Here is a 12,685-nt window from a genome sequence, read left to right as displayed (position 1 = left end):
AAGGAATAGACGCTGGGGTTGGAGCCTGTCCTCATCGGCGCTTTGCTGGAGACTGATGCGGAAGTATGCCGCCCCCAAACGGTAACTGATATTTTGCTGGTTGAGCAGCATGAGTTACGGATTGTCAGTCTGGATGTCCCTACCTCATGGCAGGCGTTGTCAGAGAAAGATCCTTCACAGGCGGACCCGCTCACCCGTGCAGTAATAACCGCCATCAATAACATGCTAATCGACCTGATGGCCGCGATGTTACATAAGGACTGGTTGAGTCGCCGCCAACGGCAAAAGCAGGGAATTGAACGGGCGCATACGTTGGGTAGATACCGGGGAAAGCAGGCAGATCAGGAACGACATCAGAAAGTCCTGTACTACCGACAGATTAAGAAACTGAGCATCCGAGAAACAGCAGACGCGACAGGCTACAGTACTTCCCAAGTTTGTCGCATTCAGGCCTTCTATAAAGAAGTTGAGACTGATTAAAAAGCAGCCTTAATGTACAATAATTTTCGATATCCAAGCTGACCCCATGAACAATCAATGAGTGAGAGGTGAAAGATGATTTCATACAAAAAAACCATACCTGCTCTTGTCATATTCACTTTATCTAATGCTGTGGCATATGCGAATGATTTCGACAAATCAAATGAAGCGATGGCAATTTCAGCAATAGGTTTTTCTGGCTCAAATGCTCGTGTTGCACATGATGTTTGTGGGGCAACCAATGAGAAGATTGATAAGTATAAAAAACAAATAAAAGACTCATTAACTAGAACATTAAAGTATGAACAGTCAGGATTCGATACGCATTGGGATAATGGTTGGAAAAATGCTGATTTTTTGGTTAAGTCATTAAGTAATGATGAAGCCTATAAAAAAGAATATTGCCGAGAGGTTTTAGATGGAATTAATAATCCTGAAATGAATTAAGGATTATTCCTTATTCGGGGTTCTACGCCGGAACCCCAGATTTTTCCGTCCGCTAAAATTATCCCCGGTTGAGCAGCTTTATACCGTCAGCTCGCAGTGGACCATCAGGGGAAATGTGGCGGTACAGCGTTTGTCGGGTGATCCCAAGCTCCTGGCATAACGTACTGACTTTCGTCTCTGGCCGTCCCATCGATGCCATTGCCAGTCGCAATTTTATTGGCGTCATTTTGTAAGGCCGTCCGCCGTTCCTCCCGTGGGATCTTGCTGAGGCAAGGCCTGCTGCTGTTTTTTGCGGCGCTGTACGCAGCAGAGACCGACGGCCGCGCGTCCGGTATCGCCCGCCGTCGGCGCCGTTCGCAATGACAATCCCTCACTCATCCTGCCCATCGATACGCCAACGGTCTGAGTGCCGAATTATCCACAGTTTTGGTGGGTATCATGTGTGCAAACACACGTGAAGAACGCCAAAATCTGCAGGAAAAATCACTCAGAAAATTATTATATTACGCGGCAAAGCGCGATCCGCAGGGGAATTTGGGGTTGCGCGCGTTCGCGTTTTGTTTATGCTTTACTGTATAAATATACAGTTTGGTTATGATTATGCTGAGCAATTCAAGGTCGTATGCTTTTTCACCAGGTGAGTCTCTGACGTTACCGCTGTTTGCCGATCGCGTGGCCTGCGGCTTTCCTTCCCCGGCGCAGGACTATGTCGAGAGCCGGCTGGATATCGGCAAGCTGCTGGTGCGGCATCCCAACGCCACCTACTTCGTGCGCGCCAGCGGCGAGTCGATGATCGACGGCAATATTCAGGACGGCGATCTGCTGATTGTCGACAGTGCCCTGACGCCGGAACACGGCAATATTGTGATCGCCGCCGTGGACGGTGAATTCACCGTCAAAAAACTGCAGCGCTACCCCGACGTGCGGCTGTTGCCGATGAACCCCGCCTATGCGCCAATCGTGTTCAACGACGAGGCGCAGCTGGAGATCTTCGGCGTGGTGACCTTTATCGTCTACGCGGCGCTGTAACCATGTTTGCCCTGGTAGACGTCAACAGCTTCTATGCCTCCTGCGAAACCATCTTTCGGCCCGATCTGCGGGGGCGGCCGGTGATCGTGCTGTCCAACAACGACGGCTGTGTGATCGCCCGCAGCGCCGAGGCGAAAGCGTTGGGCGTGCCGATGGGCGCGCCTTATTTCAAAATCAAAGAGGAGATGCGCCGCCGCAACGTCGCGGTGTTTTCCTCCAACTACGCGCTGTACGCCGATATGTCCCGCCGGGTGATGGACACGCTGGAGGAGATGGCGCCGGCGGTGGAGATTTATTCGCTGGACGAAGCCTTTCTGCGGCTGGACGGCGTGGCGCGCTGCGAGGCGCTGGAACCGTTCGGCCGGCGGGTGCGCGATCGCATCCGGCGCGAGCTGCATTTGACGGTCGGGGTCGGCATTGCGCCGAGCAAGACACTGGCCAAACTGGCCAACTTCGCGGCCAAGAAATGGCGCGGCACCGGCGGCGTGGTGGATTTATCCGATCCGGTGCGCCAGCGCAAGCTGCTGGCGTTGATCCCGGTGGAAGAGGTGTGGGGCGTGGGGCGCCGCCTGACACGCCAGCTGCAGGCGATGGGGATCCATACCGCGCTGCAACTGGCGGATTGCGATACCCGGCTGGCGCGTAAAACCTTCAGCGTAGTGCTGGAGCGCACGATACGTGAACTGCGCGGCGAATCGTGCCTGCGGTGGGAAGATGAGGCGGCGGCGAAAGAGCAGATCATCTGTTCCCGCTCGTTCGGCCAGCGTTTGACGCATTACCCGCACATGCGCGAGGCGATCTGCAGCTACGCCGAACGCGCCGCCGAAAAGCTGCGGCAGGAAAAGCGCTATTGCCGCAACGTGTCGGTGTTTATCAAAACCAGCCCGCATTCGGCGGGCGAAGGCTATTACAGCAATATGGGCACCGCCCGGCTGCAAACCCCGAGCAACGACAGCCGCGACATCATCGCCATGGCGGTGCGCGCGCTGGAGAGCATCTGGCAGGAGGGGCGGCGTTATCTGAAGGGCGGCGTGATGTTGGGGGATTTCAGCGCCGCCGCCATGGCGCAGATCGACCTGTTCGACGACTGCCCGCCGCGCCGCAACAGCGAGCGGCTGATGGCGACCCTCGATCGCCTGAATCAGGAAGGGCGCGGGCGCGTATGGTTCGCCGGGCAGGGGATCGTCAAACCGTGGCAAATGAAGCGCGAAATGCTGTCGCCGGCTTACACCACCCGGCTGGCGGATATCCCGCTGGTGCGGCTGGGGGAGCGGGAGCCGCGTGATGCCCCACGGGCTGCTGTGCAGCCCAATCCGTCGAGACCTAAGGGAATAGGCGATAATAAGGCAGGATAAGCATGGCACGATCTGTGCGCCGACGATCTTCACCGCGTCCACCCCCCGAGTTCAAAACCCGGATGCGTCGCTGGCTGCCTGGCGGCAGGGCGCGTATGGCCTCTCTTTATTATTCGCCATTCACCGTTTTGCGCCATCTGATTACATAGGTTCCTTGGATATTTCAGTCTCTAACGCCTGTATTGCAAAAGGCACGCAAGCGTTGGCTCGTTGATTGTTTCACCGACCAGACAGCCGCCATCCGTTGTCCTTATTTCTGCAGTTTTTTATAAATGACGGGCAGCTAAAAACGGTTTGCCGATAGGGATAATGCGCGTGTCAATCCGCGTTAAACGAGAATATCGGCATCTTAAAAATAAAACGAAATAAGGATGAAAGCATATGCCTGGATTTAATTATGGTGGTAAAGGAGATGGGACTAACTGGAGTTCTGAACGTGGTACGGGCCCTGAGCCGGGGGGCGGCGATAAAGGCCATTCCGGCGATCGCGATCGCGGCGGCGCCGGCGTTGGCAACAGCCCGGAACAGCAACAGATAGCGGCGATCCAAAACGATCCGGCGCTGCGCATGAAGCTGGAGGCGGTGATTAAGGCGGCGCGCAGAATTAACCCGGATGCGAAATTGCATATTGAAAGCGTCAGCCCATCCGGCACGCTGAGCCTTTCCGCCACCGGTTTGACGGCCGATCAGGCGAAGCACATTGGCCTGGGGGGGCTGGTGATGGGGGTCAACGCCAAGGGGGTGACAGTGGCGATCGGGGATATCGAAACCGGCCATGCGCGCAAGCCCTCAACCCCTGGCAAAGGCGGCAACAATGGCCTGAATGCCGGGCAGATCGGCGCCTCTTCGTTAGGCAGTTTCGTGACAGACTCGCATCGCGATCGGCCCGTCAGCGGCTGGCATGGCAACGGCAAAACCGGCGAATTCTCGACGACCCGCACGACCGGGAGTTACTACGGTTTTCATCATTTGAAGGTGGAAAAGCAAGACGGAGTGGCGACCTACAACCTCTACTATAAGGCCAATAAGAACCGGCCCGCGTTTATCGCCGTGGTGAGAGGGGATAACCTGAATGCCATGGAGGTGAAATATGCCAACGGCAAACCGGTAAAATCGCCCGGCTCGGTAAAAACGATCGTTAAGGAATTCGTCGAATATCAAAATGCGGAATTAAAAGCCATCAAGGATGGCGTCAGCCTGGCCGCAGGTATCAATAAAGATATCGCGGAAAAGATCGGCGCGAAATACGCCAAACTCGCCAAGGATTTGGAGGCGGGAATTCAAGGGAAATATATCCGCAACGTGCAAGATGCGGAGAAAACCTACGAGCAATTGACGAAGGGCCTGAACAAAAAACTCAAGGCGCAGGACAAAGCGGCGATTGTCGCCTGGCTGAAAATGATCGATGCGGAACAGTATGCCCGCAATGCGCGGGTATTGGGCAAGGTCTTCACCGGGGTGGATTGGGCGATCAAGGGCGCGGATCTGGTAAACGCCGCGATTGAAGGTTTCTCAACCGGCAACTGGAAAGCGTTCCGCAACCAGCTCGAAGCGCTCGGGTTGTCGATCGGCGCAGGGTATACGCTCTCCGCTATCGCAGCGTTTTTCGCGCCGACGCTGGTGTCGTCGACGGTGGGCATTTTCGCCTTCGCTTACCTGTTTGGCTGGGCCACCAGCTATATCGATGCGGAACGTGCGGGGGAGCTGGAGAAGTGGGTCGCTGACCTGTAACGGCATGAGGGGGCTGGCCCCCTCATTTTACCCCTCACACCCTCTACCTCTTTCACACCACCGGCGCCACCGTCAGCAGCAGATTGGCGAAACGGCGCTGTTCGCCGGAGGCGATCACCAGCAGCGTTCGATCCGATTTGACCGCGGCGTAAAACGCCTCGCGCGGCAGGTGTTCGACCGGGCAATGTGCCGGCAGCAGCTGCCGGTATTCGGCTTCGATGGTGTTGGTGAAGTCCGGCGGGCAGGCCATCAGCGCCGCGCTTTCCACGTTGATGCAGGCCAGCAGTTTTTCCAGGATCGGCGGGGCGGCGAGCGTGCCGGGCGCCAGGTTCAGATAGACCACGGTGGCGTCTTTCGGCGCGTGGGTCACGCAGGCGTAGTTGCCGTCGGCAATCAACACCTGGGTTTTATGCCCGCATTGCGCCAGTGCGGCGAGCAGCGGCGGGTGAGTGATGGCGGATTTGATCATAAAGCGATTCCTGAATGGGCGGGCGGCAAGCGCGCCGCCCGCAGCTGAATTACATGCGGTAGATGCCGCCGTTGATGTCGAGAGTCGCGCCGGAGATGAAGCCGTCGTATTCCGCCGCCAGGAAGGCGATGGCGCGCGCCACGTCGTCCGGTGTGCCTGCGCGGCCCAGCGGGATGGCGCGAACGGTTTCCTCCGCCGATGCCTGGGTGGTGTGGCGATTGTGGAAACGGGTGCCGAGGATCAGGCCGGGCGCCACCGCATTCACCCGGATGCCGTGCTCGCCGAGCTCCGCCGCCAGCGAGCGCGTCCAGGTGAGTACCGCGCCCTTGGTGGCGGAATAGACCAGCGAGCCGGCGTGCCCGCCGGCGCGGCCCGCCTGTGAGGCCAGGTTAACGATGCTGGCGCCGTCCGGCGCCGCTTTCAGGTGCGGCAGCGCGCTCTGGGTGACGTTCAGCATGGTGGTCATGTTCACGTCGATCACGGTTTGCCAGAAGGCGCGGTCGATCTCGCCCAGCCATTTGCGCCCGACGATGCCGCCGACGTTATTGATCAGGATATCGATGCCGCCGAGCAACTCGGCGCCGGCCGAGACGCAGCGCAGCGTTTCGTCGGTATCGATGAGATCGGCGTAGCCGTAGGCGGCCTTTTGCCCCAATGAATGGGCCAGCGCCACCAGCGCTTTGGGGCCGCTTTCGTCGCTGTGATAGTGAAAATAGATGTCGCAACCGGCCTTGATCAGCCGCTCCGCGGTGGCGCGGCCGATGCCCTGTTCCGCCCCGGTGATAAAGACCTTTTTGCCCGCAAGATCGCCCATGATTGACTCCTTATTGGTTCGTTAAGAATTGATGACGCCTTCACGCTGTTTGGCGCAGTAGAAAATGCAGATCAACCCGGTGGCCAGCAGGCACGAAGCCAGGAAAAACAGCCCCGGCGCGCTGCTGCCGGTCAGATCGTTCAGCACGCCCACCGCATAGGGAGCGACGAAACCGCCGATATTGCCGATGCAGCTCACCACCGCCAGCCCGGCTGCTGCGGCCGCGCCGGTGGAAATGTTGGCGGGCATGGATAGGAACGGCGGCACGGCGGTATAGATGCCGATGGCGGCGATGCACAGGAATGACAGTGCGACGAACGGGTCGTATTTAAAAAATGTCACCGCGCCCATCAGGCCGATGGCGGCGATCACCATGCTGAGGCCGGCGAACACGCCGAGTTTTTTGGTTTTGCTGGCCCACAGACTCCACGGATAGACCAGCAGCGCGGCCAGGCCGTAGGGAATGAGCGCCAGCAGGCTGACGCGGAAGATATCGCCGCCGGAAATGGCGCTGATGATCGACGGCAGCCAGGTGCCGAAGCCGTAAATGCCGCACACCATGCCGAAGTTGAGCAGCGCGTAGAGCAGGTATTTCTTGTTTTTAATCCCTTTCAGGAAGTCGCTCAGCGTGATTTTAGAGCCGGATTTGGAGCGGCCGGCGTTGCTCATCAGCCAGGCTTTTTCCTCCACGTTCAGATAGCCGACATCCTTGGGCGAGTTCTTGATCAGGAACGGGATCAACAGGCCGATGACGATCGGCGGCAGCCCTTCGAGGATGAACAGCAGCTGCCAGGGGGCGAACCCGAACCAGTCATGCTGAATATTGAGAATAAAGCCGGAAATCGGCGAGCCGACCGCGTTGGACAGCGGTTGGACGATGATGAACATGCCGAGAATTTTAGTGCGGTACTTTTCCGGGAAGAACACCGTGAAGTAATACACCACCGAGGGAAAGAAACCGGCTTCGCACACGCCCAGCATAAAACGGCAAATATACAGCTCCAGCGGCGTGCGCACAAAACCGAGCAGGGTCGCGAAGATGCCCCAGGAAATTAATATTCTGGCGAACCAGATGCGCGGGCCGAATTTTATGGTGCCGGCGTTGCTGGGTATTTCAAACAGGAAATAGCCGATAAAGAAAATTCCGGAGGCGAAGCCGAAGGCCGAGGCGGTCAATCCCAAATTATCTTCCAGCGCTTTGGCGGCGTAGGCCATATTGTTACGGTCGAGAAAGGCCAGGAAATACAATAAAATCATGAGGGGGACGATATGCAGCGTCAATTTCCTGATGGCGCTGCGTTCAATATCCTTTGGCATTATTTTTTTCATCATGGTTTTTCCCATGTGGTTAATCGGAATAATAGCGGTCCGGCCCAAAGCAATGAGCGGAGAGCTGAATAACGACGTTGCGTACATAAAAGCGTCGCGCCGTTTATTTATTGCGACGATTCTATTTTTTCTGCTTTTAGCTGTGACGATCCGGACGATGCCGACTGCGCATCGTCTGGGAAAGTCGTTTTTACCGTATTAACCGGCGGTTTTGACCGAGCGCCGGCTGATGACCGTCGGTGGGAAGAGAAACTCGCCGGGCGGTTGCGAATCATTGTTGATGCGGCCGATCAGGCGTTCGACCATCAGCTGCGCCATCTCCGCCAGCGGCGGCCGCACGGACGTCAGCCCCGGTTCGGCCAGGCCGGCCAGCGCGATATTGTCGATGCCGATCAGCGAGATGTCTGCGGGCACCTGGACGCCGGCGGCGCGCAGGCCCACCATCAGCCCGATGCCCAACGCATCGTTAATCGCCACGATGCCGTCCGGGCGCGGCGCCAGCGTGAGAACGCGCAGCGCCAGCGTCAGCCCCAATTCGAACATTTCCGTGTCGCCGTAGGCGCTGGTGGCCTTGCCTTCGATCACCCGTTGGCGTTCGCTCAGGCTGTGCCCCAGGGCGCTCAGAAAACCGTCGATCTTGTGGCTGCGCCCGACGGTCAGCGTCGCTTCGGTGGCGAACACGATGTGTCGGCAGCCGCGTTCGAGCAGGTGCTGTGCGGCCAGGCGCCCGGCGGCGATATTGTCCATCGACACGCTGTCGAACAGCCGGCTATCGGTGGCCATCTGCTCGGCAAACGGGCTGTCGTAGCTGACAATCTTCATGCCTCGCTCGGCGGCCCGAACAAAATGGGTCTGGCGAATGTCGCTCGCCGCCACGATGATGCCGCGCACGCCATGCAGAAACATATCGTCGATAAACGCGGCCTCCTCCTGCTCCTGGCGGTAGGCGTTGCCGAGCAAGACCCGGTAGCGGTGAGCCCGCGCCGCGCCGTCGACCGCATGCGCCAGCGCCGAAAAGCTCGGGTTAACGATCGACGGCAGCAGCAGGCCGATGATTTTCGCCTGCGGCGCGGGTGCCGCCGCCGATTGAGCCGGCCGGTAGCCCAGGGTCGCCATCGCCCGTTCGATGCGCTCACGGGTCTGCGCGCTCATCTGGTGACTGCGATTATTCAGCAGGTTCGACACGCTGCTGATGGACACGCCGGCCAACCGCGCCACATCACGAATATTTGCCATTTGCCGCTACCTTGCTGCCTGCCGTTAGCCTGCAATCTATAAGGGAAGCCGGCCGCAGGCAAGCTGCAACCGGGGCGCCGCGTGCATGGGATCGCGCATTTGTGAGAGTCGTCAGGCGGCAGCCGTGTTGTTTACTAAACAACAGCGGGGGCGGGGGCACTGTGTTAACGCAGATGAGTGAGATCTGCGAAGCATCTCTCGTTTATCGCCCTTCGGGGCGGCGGGTTCTGTACTATTGTTTTCTCTTTGCGGCACGTTCCAGGCCGATGGGGCGCTGGGCGCAACGGAGATCACAGATGAACAAACGGGAATTAGAAAGCGCGATTGTCACCGATTTTTCCAAACGCATGAGCTATGGCGACTACCTGTGCCTGGACCAACTGCTGGACTGCCAGCACCCGCTCTCCAACCCGCCGCATCATGATGAAATGCTGTTCGTGATACAGCACCAAACCTCCGAACTGTGGATGAAACTGATGTTGCACGAGCTGCAGGCGGCGCTGCGGCTGGTGCAGCAGGACAAACTCAGCCACTGTTTTAAAATCCTCGCGCGCGTCAAACAGATCCAGCGTCTGCTGTTCGAGCAGTGGGCGGTGCTGGAAACGCTGACGCCGTCGGAATACGTCGAGTTTCGCGATGTGTTGGGCAGTTCGTCGGGCTTCCAGTCGCACCAGTACCGGTCGATCGAATTCCTGCTCGGCAACAAGAACGCCGCCATGCTGGCGGTGTTCAGCAACGACGCGGAAAGGCACGCCGCGCTGAAGGCGATCCTCGAAGCGCCGAGCCTGTACGACGAATACTTGCTGTACCTGGCGCGCCACGGCTTGCCGATCCCGCAGGAGTGTCTCGAGCGCGACTGGACGCAGCCCTACCAGCGCAACCCGGATCTGCTGCCGGCGTTTAAAGTGATCTACGACAACCCGCAAACCTACTGGGAAGCCTATGAAATGGCGGAGAAGCTGGTGGATATCGAAGAGAGTTTCCATCTGTGGCGCTTCCGCCATATGAAAACGGTGGAGCGGATCATCGGCTTTAAGTCGGGCACCGGCGGCTCCAGCGGCGTCAGCTTCCTGAAAAAGGCGTTGGATCTGACCTTTTTCCCCGAGTTGCTGGACGTGCGTACCGAAATCGGTGCCTGAGACATTGTGAGGGGGAAGGGCGATGAGCGTGAGGATTATCGATAAGGCGGCGGAGAAGGTGGTGGGGGTAAGAGTCGTGGGGCCGTATCCGCAGACCATCCCGCAGGGCTCGCAGCAACTGTTGGCATGGCGGCAGCGCCACGACGTGCCGTTCGGCAAATGGCTGGTGCTGTATTGGGACGATCCGGCGGAAGTGGCGCCGGAAAAGCTGCGCGCCGACGTGGTGATGAGCGTGGCGGACGATTTCGCGCTGCCGGCGGGCAGCGAGGGCGTCACCGTGCAGACGCTGCCCGCCGGGCAGTATGCGGTCTACCACGTGCGCATCAGCGATGGCGATTTCGAGCGGGTATGGGGCGAGTTTTACCAGAAGCTGCTGCCGGCCAGCGGCTATCAGCCGGTTGAGGGGGTGAGCTATGAACACTATCTCAACGACTGCGAAGCCGACGGCTATTTCGACCTCGAGATTTACCAGACGGTGAAGAAGTGGTGAGGGGGAAATGATAAAGAGGGCTGAATCGATGGGCGGTACAGATTCAGCCCGTTGTGTTGGCTTAACGTCGGTGATTTTGCCGCCAGCCTATTCATCTCCTTGCCAAAAGGGGTTAGAGCGGACGGCGTTTTTGCCGGTACTGCCGCCCGAGGGGCGGCGTTAACCGGCTTTCCCGGCGTACCAATTACCTACTCTTTAGGGAACAGCTGATCGACGGCGCTCTGGATCGCCGCCTGATGGCCGCCGCCTGGTGCGGCGGTGCGTGCGGCGCCGCCGGGCTGGTTGAGATCCAGCTGGCCGCCGGTGTTGATCGCGCCATCCTCTTTCACCGTGATATTGAAACTGGTGCCGGTGATGTTGATTTGGCCGTCCGCCAGCAGTTCGATCACGCTTTCGCCGCACTCGAGCCGCAGCGATTCGCCGGAGCCGAGGGTAAAGGCATTGACCACGGCGTCGCTGCGCGTTTTGCCGGTCAGCGCGGAGGATTCACCTTTGACACCGGTCGCCTGATTGAGCACCACCCGTTTGATCTGGTTACCGCCCACCAGATGCGTGTGGTCGTTAGCGATGGTGTGGCTTTCATCGTTTTTCACCTGGGTGTCCATGTTGCGCTCCGCCTGGATCCACACCTGTTCGGCGCCGGCCTTGTCTTCGAAACGCAGGGCGTTGGCGTTGTCGGCGGTGCCGTCCTTGGTGCGGCTCATAAAGCCCATCTGGGTTGCGGCGGCCGGCAGCGCCCACGGCGGCATGCTGGCTTCGTTATAGACGCGCCCGGTGACGATCGGCCGATCCGGATCGCCGTTGATAAAGTCCACCACCACTTCGTCGTTGACGCGCGGGATCTGCACGCCGCCGTAGCCTTGGCCGGCCCAGGCGCTGGAGACGCGCACCCAGCAGGAACTGCCGTCGTCTTTCGGCCCGAAGCGATCCCAGTGGAACTTCACCTTGATACGGCCGTATTTGTCGGTCCAAATCGATTCGCCGGCCGGGCCGACTACCCGGGCGGTCTGCGGCCCGTGGGTTTTCGGCCAGCTGGCCTGCTGCGGCGGGTGCCAGGGCACGTCCGCCGGCAGCACGGTGAAGTCGATGCGGTGTTCGCTGCTCTGATCGTCGCCGCTGGCGTAGCGATTCTCTTTCAGATGGTAGCTGGCCTGCAGCGTCAGATATTCGCGATTGTCGTCGGCATGCGGGGCGTTATACAACGTAAAGGTGCTGCCGGGGGCGATGCCCAACGCAGTGGCGGTACCGCGGATCTGCTGATGCTCGGCCTGCCAGGCTTCCTGGCGCACGCGGGCGTAGAACTCGCCCTGCTGATGCTCGGTGTAGCGGCCTGGCCAGTCGTAAACGTCGATCTGCCCCGGCGTGGGGGAGACCGGGTTTTGCCGCGCCTGGAACAGCCAGGCGTTCGGTTTGCGAAAATCGTAGTCGTCCAGGCTGTAGATGCCCGGCGTGACGCGATCGGACAATGTCCACTGGCTGATGCCTTCCTCGCTGGTGCTGCCGCCGGACGGCGTCAGGTGGTAGGGGATCATCTCGTAGCCGGGATAAGGCTGGTGGTGGTGGGGCGCATCCCCGAGCACCAGCGTGTGTTTGCCCATCTCGTGTTTGAAATAGTAATAGATGCCCTCCAGCTCCATCAGGCGGCTGATGAAGTTGAAGCTGCTTTCGTTGTACTGCACGCAGTAGCCCCACAGGCGATAGTCGCCGGTCAGCTGATCTTCCAGCTGCACGTTGTGCTCCGCCAGCAGGGTCTTGACGATCTGCGGAACCGTCTGTTCCTGGAAGATGCGGAAGTTGCGGTCTTTGGTCATCGGCCACAGATCCGGCTGCACGTGCAGGTTATACACCGCGTAGCGCGTGCCGCCGATCTCTTCGCTGCTGACGGCGATGGCGGTGATCTTGCCGTTCAGGTAGCGCGGGGCGCTGAGAAAGCCCTGGGTCGGGATCTCCAGCGTCAGCGGTTGGCCGAGCAGCGCTTTGCGATCGAGCCGCGCGTCGGTGCTCAGCAATTCAATAGAGAAGTCGAAAGGAGTGGAAAGCGCTTCGATACCGTCCAGCGAGCGGAACAGCAGTTGCTCCTGGCCCAGCGGCGTGTGCGCAATAATGCGATCCAACATGAGAACGTCCTCTGTGATTGACGCATGCGTCAGTCTCATGAAATAGGGA

Annotated in this window: 11 protein-coding genes and 2 pseudogenes; 8 read left to right on the top strand and 5 right to left on the bottom strand. The window is 59.0% G+C overall.

The genetic code is table 11. The annotated features are described in order from the left end of the window. Positions 1–99: 99 nt before the first annotated feature. The 6 genes and pseudogenes from ACJ8IJ_RS03105 to ACJ8IJ_RS03080 form a co-directional block, all read left to right on the top strand. Positions 100–480 (top strand): annotated as a pseudogene (locus tag ACJ8IJ_RS03105) (resolvase); the annotation flags it as partial. A gap of 75 nt (positions 481–555) precedes the next feature. After that, positions 556–927: a hypothetical protein gene (locus ACJ8IJ_RS03100; protein ID WP_157798850.1), complete on the top strand. Its 372-nt coding sequence runs from the start codon at positions 556–558 to the stop codon at positions 925–927. Positions 928–1,252: 325 nt separating this feature from the next. After that, a pseudogene (locus ACJ8IJ_RS03095) lies at positions 1,253–1,333 on the top strand (SOS response-associated peptidase family protein); the annotation flags it as partial. A 188-nt stretch (positions 1,334–1,521) separates the two neighbouring features. Continuing rightward, on the top strand, positions 1,522–1,956 hold the full coding sequence (gene umuD, locus ACJ8IJ_RS03090) for a translesion error-prone DNA polymerase V autoproteolytic subunit (RefSeq protein ID WP_442518249.1): 435 nt from the start codon (positions 1,522–1,524) through the stop codon (positions 1,954–1,956). Between the two features lie 2 nt (positions 1,957–1,958). Then, a complete protein-coding gene (gene umuC / locus ACJ8IJ_RS03085; protein ID WP_442518248.1) occupies positions 1,959–3,311 on the top strand; it encodes a translesion error-prone DNA polymerase V subunit UmuC in 1,353 nt (450 codons plus the stop codon). A 381-nt stretch (positions 3,312–3,692) separates the two neighbouring features. Continuing rightward, entirely contained in the window at positions 3,693–5,042 is a 1,350-nt protein-coding gene (locus tag ACJ8IJ_RS03080) for a colicin-like pore-forming protein (protein WP_004935030.1), read from the top strand. A 52-nt stretch (positions 5,043–5,094) separates the two neighbouring features. On the opposite strand, the gene ACJ8IJ_RS03075 is transcribed toward ACJ8IJ_RS03080, so the two are convergent. The 4 genes from ACJ8IJ_RS03075 to ACJ8IJ_RS03060 all read right to left on the bottom strand — a co-directional run bounded on the left by ACJ8IJ_RS03075 (position 5,095) and on the right by ACJ8IJ_RS03060 (position 8,890). Next, positions 5,095–5,511 (bottom strand): RbsD/FucU domain-containing protein, encoded by a 417-nt coding sequence (locus tag ACJ8IJ_RS03075; RefSeq protein WP_019453017.1) that lies wholly within the window; start codon positions 5,509–5,511, stop codon positions 5,095–5,097. A 49-nt stretch (positions 5,512–5,560) separates the two neighbouring features. Further along, positions 5,561–6,325: an SDR family NAD(P)-dependent oxidoreductase gene (locus ACJ8IJ_RS03070; protein WP_021505753.1), complete on the bottom strand. Its 765-nt coding sequence runs from the start codon at positions 6,323–6,325 to the stop codon at positions 5,561–5,563. Between the two features lie 21 nt (positions 6,326–6,346). After that, entirely contained in the window at positions 6,347–7,642 is a 1,296-nt protein-coding gene (locus ACJ8IJ_RS03065; RefSeq protein WP_171454276.1) for an MFS transporter, read from the bottom strand. A gap of 210 nt (positions 7,643–7,852) precedes the next feature. After that, entirely contained in the window at positions 7,853–8,890 is a 1,038-nt protein-coding gene (locus ACJ8IJ_RS03060) for a LacI family DNA-binding transcriptional regulator (RefSeq protein ID WP_154871137.1), read from the bottom strand. Between the two features lie 296 nt (positions 8,891–9,186). Between ACJ8IJ_RS03060 and kynA the strand changes: the two genes are divergently transcribed. Together kynA and sbmC are read left to right on the top strand one after the other, a co-directional pair. Continuing rightward, on the top strand, positions 9,187–10,029 hold the full coding sequence (kynA, locus tag ACJ8IJ_RS03055) for a tryptophan 2,3-dioxygenase (protein ID WP_004935005.1): 843 nt from the start codon (positions 9,187–9,189) through the stop codon (positions 10,027–10,029). Between the two features lie 22 nt (positions 10,030–10,051). Continuing rightward, positions 10,052–10,519: a DNA gyrase inhibitor SbmC gene (gene sbmC, locus ACJ8IJ_RS03050; RefSeq protein ID WP_015378297.1), complete on the top strand. Its 468-nt coding sequence runs from the start codon at positions 10,052–10,054 to the stop codon at positions 10,517–10,519. A 188-nt stretch (positions 10,520–10,707) separates the two neighbouring features. On the opposite strand, the gene ACJ8IJ_RS03045 is transcribed toward sbmC, so the two are convergent. After that, positions 10,708–12,636, bottom strand: a complete 1,929-nt coding sequence (locus ACJ8IJ_RS03045; RefSeq protein ID WP_131164830.1) for a type VI secretion system Vgr family protein — start codon at positions 12,634–12,636, stop codon at positions 10,708–10,710. Positions 12,637–12,685 lie beyond the last annotated feature (49 nt).

Source organism: Serratia sp. CY40230 (assembly GCF_052168835.1).
GTDB classification, from domain to species: domain Bacteria; phylum Pseudomonadota; class Gammaproteobacteria; order Enterobacterales; family Enterobacteriaceae; genus Serratia; species Serratia nematodiphila.
This window is presented reverse-complemented; position numbering and strand designations above follow the sequence as displayed.

Excerpts from the sequence above, each read along its gene's own strand:
- ACJ8IJ_RS03045 (WP_131164830.1), bottom strand. The coding sequence starts at position 12,636 with ATGTTGGATCGCATTATTGCGCACACGCCGCTGGGCCAGGAGCAACTG.
- kynA (WP_004935005.1), top strand. The coding sequence starts at position 9,187 with ATGAACAAACGGGAATTAGAAAGCGCGATTGTCACCGATTTTTCCAAA.
- ACJ8IJ_RS03080 (WP_004935030.1), top strand. The coding sequence starts at position 3,693 with ATGCCTGGATTTAATTATGGTGGTAAAGGAGATGGGACTAACTGGAGT.
- ACJ8IJ_RS03100 (WP_157798850.1), top strand. The coding sequence starts at position 556 with ATGATTTCATACAAAAAAACCATACCTGCTCTTGTCATATTCACTTTA.
- sbmC (WP_015378297.1), top strand. The coding sequence starts at position 10,052 with ATGAGCGTGAGGATTATCGATAAGGCGGCGGAGAAGGTGGTGGGGGTA.
- ACJ8IJ_RS03075 (WP_019453017.1), bottom strand. The coding sequence starts at position 5,511 with ATGATCAAATCCGCCATCACTCACCCGCCGCTGCTCGCCGCACTGGCG.
- ACJ8IJ_RS03060 (WP_154871137.1), bottom strand. The coding sequence starts at position 8,890 with ATGGCAAATATTCGTGATGTGGCGCGGTTGGCCGGCGTGTCCATCAGC.
- umuC (WP_442518248.1), top strand. The coding sequence starts at position 1,959 with ATGTTTGCCCTGGTAGACGTCAACAGCTTCTATGCCTCCTGCGAAACC.
- ACJ8IJ_RS03070 (WP_021505753.1), bottom strand. The coding sequence starts at position 6,325 with ATGGGCGATCTTGCGGGCAAAAAGGTCTTTATCACCGGGGCGGAACAG.
- umuD (WP_442518249.1), top strand. The coding sequence starts at position 1,522 with ATGATTATGCTGAGCAATTCAAGGTCGTATGCTTTTTCACCAGGTGAG.
- ACJ8IJ_RS03065 (WP_171454276.1), bottom strand. The coding sequence starts at position 7,642 with ATGCCAAAGGATATTGAACGCAGCGCCATCAGGAAATTGACGCTGCAT.